Origin of the sequence: Thiospirillum jenense (assembly GCF_014145225.1) — a bacterium.
GTDB classification, from domain to species: domain Bacteria; phylum Pseudomonadota; class Gammaproteobacteria; order Chromatiales; family Chromatiaceae; genus Thiospirillum; species Thiospirillum jenense.
In genome coordinates this window covers 44,917-59,321 of the sequence record NZ_JABVCQ010000021.1, presented here as the reverse complement: position 1 = coordinate 59,321, position 14,405 = coordinate 44,917, and the positions used below count along the sequence as shown (strand labels likewise).

Sequence of the window (14,405 nt, the reverse complement as noted above, 5' to 3'; positions counted from 1 at the left end):
CGCAATTCAATCGCGCTTTGAACACACCATCAGCAATTTGATGACCTCGTCTGAAAACCTGAGTGCTTCGCGTAGTCAAATCCGTGACGCTGATTTTGCCTCTGAAACCGCCCAAATGACCAAGTTCCAAATCTTGCAACAAGCGGGCATCTCGATCTTGTCGCAAGCGAATCAAGGACCGCAAAACACGTTGTCATTGCTTCGCTAATTAGTCTAACCAGCGGAGAAATAATCGTCTGGAACGCTGGGGGCGGGTATTCTAAGTGGGTATCCGCCCCATCTGTCTGGCACGAGGGTTACGCCATGAACGACAACGCACTTATGATTAACACTAGCGCCGCTGTGCCACTGCACGCACCAGCGCGGGTTGAGGGCAATGTACTGCGCCCTCCTGACCTAAATAGTCAGGTTTCCGCATCCACGTCATCAGTTGCCAGTCGTGACACAACAACGCCCGTGCCCGGCACCATGCGCACCGAGTCACTCCCGCCGCCTCCACCACTTGCAACTAAACAATCACCGCCCGCCACGTTGTCAACTACGCCGGACGCCAAATCATCCTCGACGGCAACGGAATCTGGGCAATGGTTTGACACTGGTAATCCCGAAATGATGGAAAAGGTGGTTGAATCTATTAACTCTTTTTTGCAATCACTGAAACGTAACCTAGAGTTCAGCGTGGATCAGGACACCGGACGGCCGATCATTAAAGTCTGGGATGCTGAACACGAGGAATTGATCCGGCAAATCCCGCCGGATGAGACGTTGAGACTGGTTGAACATTTTTTGGACGGCAACGGCATTCAAACGACTGGACTCACTGACAAAGCATGAAAGTGCGTCTAAACTGACTGGTACTAGGGTCATCAAACACAACGTTCGTAACAGACGGACAGGTAGGTAAGCATCATGGCCGGTATTCAAGCAACAGGTTTAGGGTCTGGGCTGGACATTTCTGGCATCGTCAGTGGGTTAGTCTCTGCCGAGCGGTCCACCAAAGACAACATCCTTAACCGTAAAGAAGCCACACTCCAATCTAAGATTTCGGCTTATGGCGCATTGAAAGGCGCCCTTAGCGGTCTGGAGTCACCGCTGACGGCACTCAAAAATTACACCCCGTCGCAGCAAATCACGGTGGGCAAATCCAGCGCCCTGAGCGCCACCAGTGACAACACGGCCGCGGTGGGCAATTATTCTATTAAAATCAACAAACTAGCGCAATCGCAATCACTGGCGACCACGGCCTTTACCAGTTCTACCGATTTGGTTGGCGCCGGGACACTCACGTTACAAGTTGGCACCGGTGCGCAAAAGGCGATCACCATTGAGGCTGATGACAAGTTAACCGATGTGCGCGACATGATTAACGAGTCGGGCGCGGGCATTTCGGCGGCGATTGTCAACGATGCCAGCGGGGCGCGGTTGGTACTGTCGTCGAGCGAAACTGGCGCGGCGAACACGATCACCGCGACGGTTGACGGCACACTGGATACGAAACTTGCCAGTGTCAATATGACGGAAACTCGGGCGGCGCTGGATGCTGAGGCGGAAATCAACGGCTTGATTGTGACCAGCGATTCAAATGTGCTGGACGATGCCGTCGAAGGCTTGACCTTGACGCTCAAGGAAACGACGACCGAGGCGTTCACGGTGGGTGTATCTAAAAACACCACGACACTCAAATCGTTACTCGAAGGCTTTGTCGCCAGTTACAATTCATTTATCGAGCAATCCAATAGCCTGACTAAATACGATACCACCAACAAACAGGCGGCAACCTTGACCGGTGACAGCCTGGCGCGCAGCGTTCGGAGTAGTCTGAGTAATGGGTTGGTGTATCGTAGCAGGATGGAAGACGGGACGCAGTTGGCGCTGGCTAACTTGGGTGTGATCTCTGGTCGTGATGGCACGTTGAGCCTTGACGCTGGCAAATACAACACGGCAATGGATGCGTATGGCAGTGAAGACATTGCCACCGCTCTGAAAGATATTGCCGATAACATGTCCGCGAGGGTGACGAGCTTCACCAATAGCACGACAGGCCGCATCAAGTTTTCTACGGATGGGTTACAAACCAGTTTGGAAATGATTGAACAGCAGCGTACCCGGCTTGACGCCCGCATGGAAGCCTATGAAGCGCGCTTGTCAAAGCAATTCAACACGATGGATACACGGGTGGCGTCACTCAATAGCCTGAGTAGTTATTTATCCACGCAATTGGCCAGTATGGCTAATATCTCGACCAGCAATAAATAAGCTGAAACTCACTGCTCGCATATAAGTCCATGATTAACAAGAACATTGAGCAATATCGTCAACAGGGCATCTTGTCCGAAGTCGCCGTTGCCAGCCCGTATCGCCTGATTCAGATGTTGTACGAAGGTGCATTGGAACGCATTGCCGTTGCGCGGGGCGCGATGCAGGCGGGGAATATCGCTAAAAAAGGTGAACAGATCGGCAAGGCGATTGATATTGTCGAAAGTTTGCGAGCAGCCCTCGATCACGACATCGGCGGCGAGTTGTCCGGACAGTTGGATGCACTGTATGAGTACATGGCATTCCGTCTGTTGCAAGCTAATTTGCACAACGAGATCGAGGCGCTGGACGAGGTGACGCGGCTGTTGCGTGAGATTAAAGCGGGTTGGGATGCGATTCCACCCGAAGAACAAAATCCGCAGTTGCCCGTCCGCTAATGGCTGAGTCACCGCCCTTGCTTGCTTTGTCAGCCATCAACAACCCCGCGGCGCCGTTGCTGGAACGCATCACGGCGCTGACGGTGGCGTTGGAACAGGCGGTCGCTGCCGATTCCACATCGCCGCAGTGGACGCTACTTGACCAGTTAAGCAGTCAAATCGCCGTTTTGATTACCCCGCAAACGCTGGCTGCTGCTGTGACGGATGAGCCTACGCGAGCGCGGCTAACGACGGCGTTGCAACAGTTGTTAAACACTCACCAAAAAACGCTTGTCATTGCGCAAGCCCAGCGCCAGCAACTTGCTGATGCGTTGCACCAGTTGCGCACCAACCGTCAAGCGACTGACGCTTACCTCGACGTGTTACACGATTCTTGGACATCCTAGCGTCACGGTTTGCCGTCTAACGGCATTTTCCAACTTTAATCCCGCCGATTTTTTGACAACCCGCCGGGGGTGTATTGCCACCCAGCGGCGTTGGCGTTTGCCAAGAATTTGGCATTCTCACCAGTACGCCGTGCATCCAGCGCACAACGCTTTGTTTTATCAAGTAAAAAAGTTATGGCACGGTTCTCGCTTATAAGTCAGCGTATCGCCCGCTCACGAGGAACCGCCCGCGATGAAATCTGTCTTACACACCCTGAATCGCTCCGGTCGCTGTTTAGCCACCGTAGCCCGCCATTTATGCGCGGATCGTCATCATTTACCGCTCTCACCTGCGCGGCGTGAGGTAGCGAATCAAGGACCGCGCCGTTGTTATCGGTTGTCATTTCCAACTATTGCATTTTTTAGCCCCGCCGTTTGGCACTCTGGGCGTGTATTTGTTCCTGTCAATTTTTTGACAAATCCACCGGTTAGCACGGTTGCGCTCCCGCAACGCTGTTGGCCACAACCCCGTCTCACTTCCGACGTGCATGGATGCAAGTCCAGCACTGGCTATTTTAGAAAGGTAAAGTAGGAGAATCCTCATGGCACAAGTCATCAATACAAATGTTCCGTCCCTCAATGCGCAACGCAATCTGACCAAATCACAGGCGAGTTTGAGCAGAACTTTGGAGCGCTTATCCACTGGTTTGCGCATTAACAGTGCCAAAGATGATGCGGCTGGTCTGGGAATTTCAGAGCGCTTCACGTCGCAAATTCGCGGCTTGAATCAAGCAACGCGCAATGCCAATGACGGTATCTCACTGGCGCAAACGGCGGAAGCGGTGCTGGCATCGGCTGGCGATATTTTGCAACGGATGCGTGAGTTAGCAGTGCAAGCGGCGAATGCGACTAATTCGTTTTCTGATCGCCAGGCGTTGCAAGATGAAGTCAATCAATTGAATTTGGAATTGGATCGCATTGCGGTTGATAGCGAGTTCAATGGCAAAAAGCTGTTTGATGGCACGTTCGGTTCGGCGAAGTTCCAAATTGGAGCCAATTCGTATCAAACCATTTCAGTTAATAATACGAATCTGCGCACGAATAAATATGGCAATAATTTGGTGACGGCGGGTGGTATGGAGGCATTTGCTGCCGCGCCGCCAGCATGGGGTGTAAATGGTGTTGGTGCCGAAAATGTGACTATTCGTGGTTATCTTGGCAATGTTGGTGATACGTCAACGGCGATTGCAATTGATGCCGGCCCACCGGCGGACACGGCGCGTGATGTTGCCACTAAAATTAACGCTCGCACCAATGAAACGGGAGTGACCGCCAACGCCCGCACTGAAATGTTAATGGAATTCAGCGAAACTGGCAGTTATTCACTCAACTTGACCTCCGAAAACATCACTTATACGGCAGACCCACCGACAGCCGAACCCTTGACGGTGAATTTTACAATTGGTGATCCACCGACCACCGCTGATTCTTTGGCGGCAGCAGTCACGGCGATCAACGATATTTCCGCTAAAACGGGTATTACGGCAGAAATTGGACAGGATCCGACCACCGGTGCGGATAAGATTTTACTGACCAATGCGACTGGCAACGACATCATGATTGAAGCGATGAATTTGCCGCCAACGGGTACGGGTACGGTTTCTGTGCAAAAGATGCACCGTAACCAATCAGCGGAGTTGACCGCAGTTGGTGCAGCAGCAGTGACACTTGCAGCCGCCAACAATGGTTTAACCATCACCGGGTATCTCCAGTTTGATTCGACGCATGGGTTTATGGTCACATCTGATTTGGCTGGTGCGGGCATGATTCCGGCAGATGAAGCGGCGGTGATGAACGTGATGGCGGAATTAGACGTCACCAGTTTTGAAACTGCCACCCAAGCGCTCAAAACCGTTGACGCCGGCATTGCCATTGTCAGCGCCCAACGCTCGTTACTCGGTGCAATCCAATCCCGCTTTGACAGCACCGTCAAAAACCTGATGAGTACCTCTGAAAACCTGACCGCTGCGCGCAGCCGCATTCAAGATGCCGACTTCGCCGTCGAAACTGCGGAACTCACCCGCAGCCAAATCTTGCAACAAGCGGGCGTGTCGGTCTTGTCGCAAGCCAATCAAACGCCGCAGAACACGTTGAAACTGCTGCAATAGTCGGGTTGATTGGTGTGATCCCCTCTCAGTTGGGCGGGGATCGGGTGATGGGAATGATTGAATTAAACGGCTGCGCAAGTGGCCGTTTTTTTTGTGTGTCATGCTCGCCGACTCAAGCCTACCGCCCCGGCCGAATCAACGCCCCCAATCCCAAATCATCCAGCGCCGCCCGCAGCAACTGCCGCACCGCCGCGCCCGTGTCACACGCCAGCGCGTCGCTGAGTAATTCCCGCGCCCGCGCCCGACTCAAACTGCGAATCACGCCCTTGACGCGCAACAAACTCGCCGCGCTCATGCTCAAACTATCCACGCCGATCCCGAGTAGCAACACCGCCCCGAGCGGATCACCCGCCATTTCGCCGCAAACGCTGACTGGGCGCCCATGCACCCGTGCCCCGTCCACAGTGGCAATCAACGCCTTCAACACCGCCGGGTGCAAATCATCGTACAGGCGGGCAACGTGCGGATTATTGCGATCCACCGCCAGCAGGTATTGCGTCAAATCATTCGTCCCGACCGAGAGAAAATTCACCCGCTTGGCAATGGCTTCCGCCTGATACACCGCCGCCGGCACCTCGATCATCGCGCCAATCGGCGGCAGTTGCACCACCTGCCCCTCGTCAGTCAGCTCGTCATACGCCCGATGAATTAACCGCAACGCATCGTCCAATTCGCTGACATTCGTAATCATTGGCAGCAAGATGTGCAGATTATTCAATCCAACGGCGGCGGTGAGCATGGCGCGGATTTGCGTCATAAAAATCTGCGGGTGATCCAACACGATCCGAATCCCGCGCCAGCCCAAAAACGGATTGGATTCCTCAACCGGAAAATACGGCAGCGGTTTATCGCCACCGATGTCGAGCGTACGAATCGTCACCGGCCGCGGCGCAAAGGTTTGCAAAATCAAACGGTAATTGCTGCGCTGCGCTGATTCGCCGGGGAAACGGTCGCGCACCAAAAACGGCAACTCGGTGCGGTACAACCCAACCCCAGCCGCCTCATCACTGCCGGCCGGGCGCTGTTCTGACACCAACCCGGTGTTGAGATACAGCGGCAAGTGATAGCCGTCGGTACTTTGTGACGGCAGACCGCGCAGCGTGTCCAATCCCGCCGTGAATTCCTGCTCCTCACTGGCTAAACGGGTGTACTCGTCACGCACACTCGCGGTCGGTTCGATGTACACCCGCCCACGATACCCATCAACAATGATGTCCAGCCCGTTGAGACGGCTGACTGGCAACTCGTTGACGCCCATCGCCGCCGGAATGCCCATGCCGCGTGCCAAAATGGCGATGTGCGATGAGGTCGAACCGCCGGTGCTGACGATGCCGCACAGTGACTCACGCGGCACTTCGCTCAACTGCATCACGTTGATTTCTTCGCCCACCAGCACCGTGCTGGGCGGATAATCCACCACCAGCGCGGCTTGATTTTGCAGCCGCGACAAAATCCACCGCCCCAGATCGCGCACATCCGCCGCCCGCTCGCGCAAGTACGGATCATCCATTTGGTCAAACACGGCGGTGTGTTCCAAAATCGTGTCACGCAACGCCGCCTGCGCCCAATTGCCGGCGTAAATATGCGCCAGCGCCCCGTCCACCAGCGTGTCACTTTCTAACATCAAGCGCCACGCATCAAATAACGCCCGGTCACTTTCTTGGCTAAACCGGTCGCCAATGCGCGTGATCGCGGCGGCAACGTCGGCTAATGCGGCACGAAACACGGCGGCCTCGGCCTCGGGATCGGTGATGGGTTTATTCGGCACCGCGTCGAGATTGGCGGGTGGATACACCACCACCACCGTGCCAAAACCGATGCCCGGTGACGCGGCCATGCCGGATAAAAAGCGGTTGGGCAAACTGTCCTGCTGGTGCATCCGCCCCAGTTCAATCGCATTCGCCAACTGCGCCGCGAGCGTGACCACGAAGGTGACTTCATCATCGGCAAAACAGCGGGCATCGCGCTGGCGCAGGACGAGTACGCCCAATACGCGGCGGTTTTGAATGATCGGGACGCCCAAAAACCCGCGATAACGGTTTTCGCCCGTTTCGGTGACGAATAGATACCGGGAATGTTGCGAGGCGTCGCTCAAACTCACCAAATCGGCTTTTTCCGCCACCCAGCCGACCAGCCCGCGATTGAGTGGAATGCGCACCTGCCCCACGGCCTCGGGGCGCAGACCGTCGGTGGCAAATAAAATATGTTCGCGGCGGTCAGTGTCGGTCAAATACACCGAGCAGACATCCGCGCTGACGGCTTCTTTGACGCGGGTGACGATGACTTTGAGCGCGTCTTCCAGTGACAGAGCGCGGTTGACTTCTTGGACAATGCGGCGCAGCGACTCAAGCATGGCGCATCAAGACCACTGGTGGCGGGTGGCAGAATGAACAATCAACGGCGGCATGATTGCCAGCGGAGATTGGCGGCGGGATAGTTGGGCAACGCGGGAATGATGACGCATGTTCACAGAGAAATAATGGGGTATTGCTGGATGTCATCTGCGACCACCGCGCAGCGTTCGGGATACAACAGCGGCTGCAATTCAATCAACGCCTGTTCATAGACTTGGCGCTTGAAATACACCACCTCGCGCAGCGGATACCAATAACGCACCCAGCGCCACGCATCGAATTCGGGTTTATCGCAGCGGTTTAAGCAGAATTCCTCCTCGCCACAATCCACCCGCAACAAATACCAGATTTGCTTTTGACCAATACAAATTGGCCCGCAATGACGGCGAATAAAGCGTTTGGGGAGGCGATAACGCAACCAGCGGCGAGTGTAACCCAGCACCGTGACCTGTTCGGAACACAAGCCAACCTCTTCTTCCAATTCGCGGTACATGGCCTGCAGCGGTGTTTCGTCGGGATTGATGCCACCTTGCGGGAATTGCCACGCATTCTGACCAACGCGCCGCCCCCAAAATAGCCGCCGCTCCCCATTGCTAAGGATAATGCCGACATTAGGTCTAAAGCCGTCGCGGTCAATCAAGCTGCCATACCTTACGTTTATGGTGACATTGGCATTTTTTCACATTCCCCGCATTAACGGCAAATCTATTGCATTGGTAGATGCTGCCGCTTGATGGTAGCCGGGGCATGGCAAATGTTTTAAGGTGCGCATTGCAACATGCGTGATAACACAGGAGTAAAAGTGAACGTGCGATTAGCAATGTTTGATCTTGATAATACCCTATTGGCCGGCGATTCGGATTATTTATGGATGCGTTATTTATGTCAACGGGGCGTCGTAGACGCCACCACGTTTGAAGAAACCAACACGCAGTTTTATCACGATTATCATGCCGGTTGTTTAGATATTAGCGCATTTTTGCACTTTGCACTTCAACCGCTGCGCGACAATCATTTAGACGATCTATTACACTGGCGGGCAGAATTCATCCGCGATTGTATTGAACCCATTATCTTACCGCCCGCTTGTGCATTAGTTGAACAACACCGCGCTGCCGGCGACACCTTATTAATTATCACTGCCACCAATTCATTTGTCACCGCACCCATTGCCGCGTGCTTTGGCATTCCACATTTAATCGCCACCGAACCTGAGTTTATTGACAATCATTACACCGGTGCGGTCAGCGGCGAACCGGCCTTTCAAGACGGCAAAATAACGCGGTTAAATCAATGGTTGGCCGAGCGTTCGTTGAGTTTGCAGCATAGCACTTTTTATAGCGATTCAATTAACGATCTGCCGCTGCTTTCTATTGTTGATTACCCAGTCGCTGTTAATCCCGATGCACAATTAACTGCGATTGCTCAAGAACGCGGCTGGCCAGTGTTGGCATTGCGATGATAAAAGTGAATAGTGAACTGATACTGTCAATTGGTCAAGTTTGTTCTAAAAACCAACAGCCTATTCCGCTGGAATCACCCGCAACCGCTCCGCATTCACACATTGAATCCCGGGGCCAAAACGATCATGTCGAATACGGCACACCCCGGCAAAATCAATTTGGATGCGATACCAGCGCGCCGCATCAGCATTTAATACATGCCCAATAAGAGCGCGGCTCACCACCGCGTGCGCAACAATTAATAGATGCTTGCCCGGGTATAATTGAATTAACCGATCATAAACACCACTCACCCGCTGCGATAATGCCGCTAATGATTCACCACCCGGCGGGCGATAATTCACCGGATCACGATAAAATGCAATGAACGCCGCCGGCTCCGTCACCGCAATTTCACGATGCTGCCGCCCCTCCCAACTACCCATCCCAATTTCGTGTAATTGCGGTTCAATTGCCAACGGTAATTGATGATGCGCCGCTAATGCACACGCAAACTCACGGCAGCGCGCCAATGGTGATGAAATAATTTGCTGCCAGGGCGCATATTCACCCACCGCCGCCCACATTTGCTGCCAACCCAATTCACTCAATGAATGATCGGCATCTCGCCCGCGAATCATCTTACCGCCACGCGGTTCACCATGACGAATAATATCAATATACGTTTCTGGCATTTTTTATCCTATTCTGTTAAACCCATGAGGCAATTTAGTTAAATAGTTTTTAATCAACAGCGCGCAATAAAACTGCACTAGCGTCCAATTATACAGATGACAACCCGTCCGGTATTTGTTATTCTACTTACTTGTCATACCACAGCAACTGCATTAACGCACATGAACTCAAATGACCACAGCGACTTATTCCAACCTTATCAACTTGGCGCATTAACCCTCGCCAATCGGATTGTCATGGCACCATTAACGCGCAGCCGCGCCGGCGCCGGTGATGTGCCGACATCATTAATGAAAACCTATTATAGTCAACGCGCCAGTGCCGGGTTAATCATTACTGAAGCCGCGCAAATTTCACCACAAGGCAAAGGCTATATCCAAACGCCGGGTATTTATAACGCCGCGCAAATCGCCGCCTGGCGCGACATCACCGACGCGGTACACGCACTTGGCGGCAAAATTGCCATCCAATTGTGGCACGTTGGGCGCATTTCGCACCCAGATTTGCAAGCGGACGGGGCGCTGCCGGTCGCGCCGTCCGCCATCACGCCCAAAGGTCAGGTGTTCACCGGACGCGGCATGGTGGAATTGGTCATGCCGCGAGCGTTGGAATTACACGACATCCCTGCAATTGTCGCAGATTACCAACAGGCAGCGCGTAACGCCCGCGCCGCCGGGTTTGATGCGGTGGAAATTCACGCCGCAAATGGCTATTTGCTTGACCAATTCTTGCGCGACAAAACCAATCAGCGCACTGATGCGTATGGCGGTAGTGTTGCGAATCGGACACGATTATTGCTGGAAGTGACCGACGCGGTAACTGCGGAGTGGCCAAAAACACAGGTTGGTGTGCGGTTATCGCCACTGTCGCCATTTAACGACATTGACGACAGCGATCCCGCAACGTTATTCACCCACGTTGTGCGCATGTTATCCGAGCGCGGCATCGGCTATTTACACATCATCGAGGGCATCACCGGCGGGGCGCGTGACACCGGACATCCGTTCCAAATCAAAAGCTTACGACCATTATTTGCCGGCACTTACATTGCCAACAACGGCTACACCCGCGAATTAGCCATTGCTACCCGCGCATCCAATAGCGCCGATTTAATTGCATTTGGCCGCCCATTCATTGCCAATCCTGATTTAGTTGCGCGGTTGCAATGCAATGCACCGTTGAATACGCCGGATCAAAACACCTTTTACGGCGGCAATGAACGCGGCTATACTGATTACCCCACACTCAATTAATAACACGATACAGGAATCATTGAAAATGACTCAAGATGAATTAAAAAAACAATCGGCGCTCGCAGCATTAGATTATATTGAAGGCGGCATTATTGGCGTCGGCACCGGCTCCACCGTTAATCATTTTATTGATGGATTGGCGACCATCAAACACCGAATTGATGGCGCGGTGTCCAGCTCCGAAGTTTCCAGCGCCCGCCTGCGCCAACACGGCATTACCGTGTATGATTTGAATGATGTCGGCCAATTAAGTGTTTATGTTGACGGCGCGGATGAAGCGAATGATCGTTTGCAGTTAATTAAAGGCGGCGGCGGGGCATTAACGCGGGAAAAGATCGTCGCAGCCGCCAGCGCCAAATTCGTGTGTATTGCCGATGCCAGTAAACGGGTCGCAGTATTAGGCAGTTTTCCATTACCCGTTGAAGTGATTCCAATGGCACGCAGTTATGTCGCACGTCAATTAGTGCAATTGGGCGGGACGCCGGTATGGCGTGAAGGTTTTATTAGCGACAATGGCAATCCTATTCTCGATATTCATGGTTTAGCCGTTCACGATCCCGTCGCACTAGAACAGCAAATCAATCAAATTGTCGGCGTGGTCACAGTTGGTTTGTTTGCTCAACGGCCGGCGGATGTTTTATTACTTGGCGCGGCAGGCGGCGTGGAAACTATTACCGCATAATTTACTCGTTCATTGCCAATGTTTATACGGCAAATCATTACGCGGGAAATATACCAGTAGATAGATAGCGATCCCCGCGATCACAGGCGATCACCACAATGGTCGCCTGTTTTAATTGCTGCGCTAATTGCAACGCTACCGCCACCGCCCCGCCGGATGAAATACCCGCAAATATCCCTTCATTCGCTGCCAATTGCCGCGTCATTTCCTCAGCGGCCGTCTGCGATACGGTGATTATTTGATCCACCCGTGCCGGTTCATAAATCTTGGGTAAATAGGCTGTCGGCCAAGTGCGAATACCGGGGATATTCGCGCCCTCTTCGGGTTGCACCCCAATAATACGCACCGTTTCATTGCGTTGTTTTAAATAACGACTCACGCCCATAATTGTTCCAGTCGTTCCCATTGCACTCACAAAATGCGTGATTTGTCCATTCGTTGCCTGCCAAATTTCCGGCCCTGTGGTATTAAAATGTGCATTCGGATTATCGGGATTAGAGAATTGATCGAGCCGCAATCCTATTCCCTCTTTTTCTAATTGTACCGCCAAATCAATTGCCGCTTCCATGCCGCCCTCACGCGGGGTTAATCGAATATCCGCCCCAAAAGCCCGCATCACTTGCCGCCGTTCAATACTCATATGTTCGGGCATCACAAGAATTAAATGATAACCACGAATGGCCGCCGCCATTGCCAATGCAATTCCGGTATTGCCACTGGTCGCTTCAATTAACGTCGCGCCGGGTTGAATCTCACCCCGCGCCTCCGCCCCGCGAATCATACTAATTGCTGCCCGATCCTTGACTGAACCGGCCGGATTTTGTCCTTCCAATTTAATAAAAATGCGGTTATTGTTAATGACCGCTGTAGCCTGTTTTAATTGCACCAGCGGCGTATTTCCAATGCAAGTTTCAACTGTAATCATGCGAACAAGCGGCTCCTTTTTTATTAAATTAATTTGTCATTATGACGCCGTGAATTGCTCATCAATGGCATTTTTTATACGCCATTTACGCGCTAAATCAAGCCCAATTCTGCCAACGAAGTGCCGTCATCTTCACCAATAATAATATGATCCAACACCCGTACTTCGACTAATGATAATGCCTGTTTTAATTGGTGCGTGATTTGCACATCCGCATTGCTCGGTTCAGCCACGCCCGACGGATGATTATGTGCAAAAATCACCGCTGCTGCATTACAACGCATGGCCGCACGAATGACTTCACGCGGATGAACACTTGCGCCATCAATACTGCCACGAAATAACTCGTTGTATTCAATGACGCGGTGGCGTGTGTCCAAAAATAAACACGCAAACACCTCATATGGATAGCCGCGCAAGTGCATTTTCAAATAACGGCGCGTGGCAGCCGCATTAGTCAAGACATCGCGCTCGCCTAATTCTTCGCGTAAATAACGGCGACTCATTTCTAATACGGCTTGCAATTGCGCGTATTTCGCCGCACCCAGCCCTTTGCCCTGACAAAAGGCGTGTTCATTCGCAGAAAATAAACCAATCAAACCATTAAACTCGGTTAATAATTCGCGGGCTAAATCAACAGCACTTTTACCCGGAATGCCAGTTCGCAAAAAAATTGCTAATAACTCGGCATCCGTTAATGCAGTCGCTCCAAGTTTTAACAATTTTTCACGCGGCCGTTCATCTTCTGGCCAATCAGTAATTGCCATGTTAATTCACTCAACACACGGAATATTTCATACCGGCCGCATTAACTGCGCTTTAGCTAATTGCAATGCACTAAGGACACGATCCAATGGCTTTTTCTTCGCTTCATAGCGCAATTTAAATAAATCGGCACGTTCATAAGCCGCAAGTAAGTAATCATCACTGGTACAAATCTCATCCACTAAACCCAATGCCAATGCGTGTTCACCATGCCAATATTCACCCGTTGCCACGCGGCTAATATCTAATTGTTGACGGTAAGTCATAATAAACTGTTTGAATTGATGATGCACATCTTCTAATTGCGCCTGCAATTTAGCACGTCCCGCATCTGTATTCTCACCAAAGAGTGTTAAAGTCCGTTTATAATCGCCCGCCGTATGCAATTCAAAGTCCACGCCATGTTCAGTCAGCCAGCGATGAAAATTCGGTAATTGCGCGACAACACCAATTGAACCAATCACGGCAAACGGTGCCGCTAGAATACGATCAGCAACCACTGCCATTAAATAACCACCACTGGCCGCGATCTTATCTACTGCCACTGTTAAACGAATCCCGCGTGTTTTCAATCGTAATAATTGTGATGCCGCTAAACCATGTTCATGCACCGCCCCGCCGGTATTTTCTAATCGAATCAATACTTCATCAATGGGTTGCGCTTCTAATAATAACACCGACACTAATTCACGCAAAGTTTGGACTTCTGTTGCCATTAGATCGCCATGAAAATCAATGACAAATAAGCGTGGGCGTGGGTGTGCTGGGTCAAGCGCTTTATCCTTTTCTTTTTGTGCTTTTTGTTCCACTTTCAATGCTTGTTTAAATACTTTTGGCGGCAAAGTATTCTGTTTTAATCCAAGCGCCATTTCGCGGTAACGCTCACTCAAGTCGGCAATTTCCAGTCGCCCAGCGTCATCCTGCGTCGGCTGCATTTGGCGCATCCGTAATAAGAAAATGGCTAATAATGCCACCGCAATAATAACGGTGATGGATTTCGCGGCAAATAAACCGTAGTTAATCAGTGCGTCAATCAAGTGCTGGCTCCGAATATAAAGATAA

At 52.0% G+C, this 14,405-nt stretch carries 15 protein-coding genes; 9 read left to right on the top strand and 6 right to left on the bottom strand.

What is annotated here, in order from left to right; translation table 11 throughout:
- From HUK38_RS10210 to HUK38_RS15400, 6 genes are all read left to right on the top strand, one after another.
- A partial coding sequence (locus tag HUK38_RS10210) for a flagellin (RefSeq protein WP_275285017.1) occupies positions 1-208 on the top strand: 208 nt, incomplete at its 5' end.
- A 113-nt stretch (positions 209-321) separates the two neighbouring features.
- A complete protein-coding gene (locus HUK38_RS10205) occupies positions 322-834 on the top strand; it encodes a flagellar protein FlaG (RefSeq protein ID WP_238787583.1) in 513 nt (170 codons plus the stop codon).
- 75 nt (positions 835-909) lie between these two features.
- Positions 910-2,256 (top strand): flagellar filament capping protein FliD, encoded by a 1,347-nt coding sequence (gene fliD, locus HUK38_RS10200; RefSeq protein ID WP_182584225.1) that lies wholly within the window; start codon positions 910-912, stop codon positions 2,254-2,256.
- Positions 2,257-2,285: 29 nt separating this feature from the next.
- Positions 2,286-2,693: a flagellar export chaperone FliS gene (gene fliS, locus HUK38_RS10195; protein WP_182584224.1), complete on the top strand. Its 408-nt coding sequence runs from the start codon at positions 2,286-2,288 to the stop codon at positions 2,691-2,693.
- The gene (locus HUK38_RS10190; RefSeq protein ID WP_182584223.1) at positions 2,693-3,079 is read left to right on the top strand and encodes a hypothetical protein; all 387 of its coding nucleotides are present in this window, start codon (positions 2,693-2,695) and stop codon (positions 3,077-3,079) included. Before fliS ends, HUK38_RS10190 begins: the two co-directional genes overlap by 1 nt.
- A gap of 581 nt (positions 3,080-3,660) precedes the next feature.
- Entirely contained in the window at positions 3,661-5,226 is a 1,566-nt protein-coding gene (locus HUK38_RS15400) for a flagellin N-terminal helical domain-containing protein (protein WP_182584221.1), read from the top strand.
- A 118-nt stretch (positions 5,227-5,344) separates the two neighbouring features.
- Here HUK38_RS15400 and ptsP read toward each other — a convergent pair whose 3' ends face one another.
- Both ptsP and HUK38_RS10170 read right to left on the bottom strand, forming a co-directional pair.
- On the bottom strand, positions 5,345-7,579 hold the full coding sequence (gene ptsP / locus HUK38_RS10175) for a phosphoenolpyruvate--protein phosphotransferase (RefSeq protein WP_182584220.1): 2,235 nt from the start codon (positions 7,577-7,579) through the stop codon (positions 5,345-5,347).
- Positions 7,580-7,692: 113 nt separating this feature from the next.
- Positions 7,693-8,220 (bottom strand): RNA pyrophosphohydrolase, encoded by a 528-nt coding sequence (locus HUK38_RS10170; RefSeq protein ID WP_182584219.1) that lies wholly within the window; start codon positions 8,218-8,220, stop codon positions 7,693-7,695.
- A 168-nt stretch (positions 8,221-8,388) separates the two neighbouring features.
- Here HUK38_RS10170 and HUK38_RS10165 point away from each other — a divergent pair, with 168 nt between their 5' ends.
- On the top strand, positions 8,389-9,042 hold the full coding sequence (locus HUK38_RS10165) for a histidinol-phosphatase (protein ID WP_182584230.1): 654 nt from the start codon (positions 8,389-8,391) through the stop codon (positions 9,040-9,042).
- Between the two features lie 60 nt (positions 9,043-9,102).
- Here HUK38_RS10165 and HUK38_RS10160 read toward each other — a convergent pair whose 3' ends face one another.
- Positions 9,103-9,717 carry a histidine phosphatase family protein gene (locus HUK38_RS10160; protein WP_182584218.1) on the bottom strand — a complete coding sequence of 205 codons (615 nt, stop codon included), beginning with the start codon at positions 9,715-9,717 and terminating at the stop codon, positions 9,103-9,105.
- 162 nt (positions 9,718-9,879) lie between these two features.
- On the opposite strand from HUK38_RS10160, the gene HUK38_RS10155 reads away from it, so the two are divergent.
- Complete coding sequence (locus tag HUK38_RS10155) at positions 9,880-10,971, top strand: alkene reductase (protein WP_182584217.1); 1,092 nt, start codon at positions 9,880-9,882, stop codon at positions 10,969-10,971.
- A 25-nt stretch (positions 10,972-10,996) separates the two neighbouring features.
- Positions 10,997-11,653: a ribose-5-phosphate isomerase RpiA gene (rpiA, locus tag HUK38_RS10150; protein ID WP_182584216.1), complete on the top strand. Its 657-nt coding sequence runs from the start codon at positions 10,997-10,999 to the stop codon at positions 11,651-11,653.
- 37 nt (positions 11,654-11,690) lie between these two features.
- Here rpiA and cysM read toward each other — a convergent pair whose 3' ends face one another.
- The 3 genes from cysM to sohB all read right to left on the bottom strand — a co-directional run bounded on the left by cysM (position 11,691) and on the right by sohB (position 14,380).
- Positions 11,691-12,578 (bottom strand): cysteine synthase CysM, encoded by an 888-nt coding sequence (gene cysM, locus HUK38_RS10145; RefSeq protein ID WP_182584215.1) that lies wholly within the window; start codon positions 12,576-12,578, stop codon positions 11,691-11,693.
- A 92-nt stretch (positions 12,579-12,670) separates the two neighbouring features.
- Positions 12,671-13,345, bottom strand: a complete 675-nt coding sequence (gene radC, locus HUK38_RS10140; RefSeq protein ID WP_182584214.1) for a RadC family protein — start codon at positions 13,343-13,345, stop codon at positions 12,671-12,673.
- A gap of 27 nt (positions 13,346-13,372) precedes the next feature.
- Entirely contained in the window at positions 13,373-14,380 is a 1,008-nt protein-coding gene (gene sohB / locus HUK38_RS10135) for a protease SohB (RefSeq protein WP_182584213.1), read from the bottom strand.
- Positions 14,381-14,405 lie beyond the last annotated feature (25 nt).

Excerpts from the sequence above, each read along its gene's own strand:
- HUK38_RS10205 (WP_238787583.1), top strand. The coding sequence starts at position 322 with ATGATTAACACTAGCGCCGCTGTGCCACTGCACGCACCAGCGCGGGTT.
- fliD (WP_182584225.1), top strand. The coding sequence starts at position 910 with ATGGCCGGTATTCAAGCAACAGGTTTAGGGTCTGGGCTGGACATTTCT.
- fliS (WP_182584224.1), top strand. The coding sequence starts at position 2,286 with ATGATTAACAAGAACATTGAGCAATATCGTCAACAGGGCATCTTGTCC.
- HUK38_RS10190 (WP_182584223.1), top strand. The coding sequence starts at position 2,693 with ATGGCTGAGTCACCGCCCTTGCTTGCTTTGTCAGCCATCAACAACCCC.
- HUK38_RS15400 (WP_182584221.1), top strand. The coding sequence starts at position 3,661 with ATGGCACAAGTCATCAATACAAATGTTCCGTCCCTCAATGCGCAACGC.
- ptsP (WP_182584220.1), bottom strand. The coding sequence starts at position 7,579 with ATGCTTGAGTCGCTGCGCCGCATTGTCCAAGAAGTCAACCGCGCTCTG.
- HUK38_RS10160 (WP_182584218.1), bottom strand. The coding sequence starts at position 9,717 with ATGCCAGAAACGTATATTGATATTATTCGTCATGGTGAACCGCGTGGC.
- HUK38_RS10155 (WP_182584217.1), top strand. The coding sequence starts at position 9,880 with ATGAACTCAAATGACCACAGCGACTTATTCCAACCTTATCAACTTGGC.
- rpiA (WP_182584216.1), top strand. The coding sequence starts at position 10,997 with ATGACTCAAGATGAATTAAAAAAACAATCGGCGCTCGCAGCATTAGAT.
- cysM (WP_182584215.1), bottom strand. The coding sequence starts at position 12,578 with ATGATTACAGTTGAAACTTGCATTGGAAATACGCCGCTGGTGCAATTA.
- radC (WP_182584214.1), bottom strand. The coding sequence starts at position 13,345 with ATGGCAATTACTGATTGGCCAGAAGATGAACGGCCGCGTGAAAAATTG.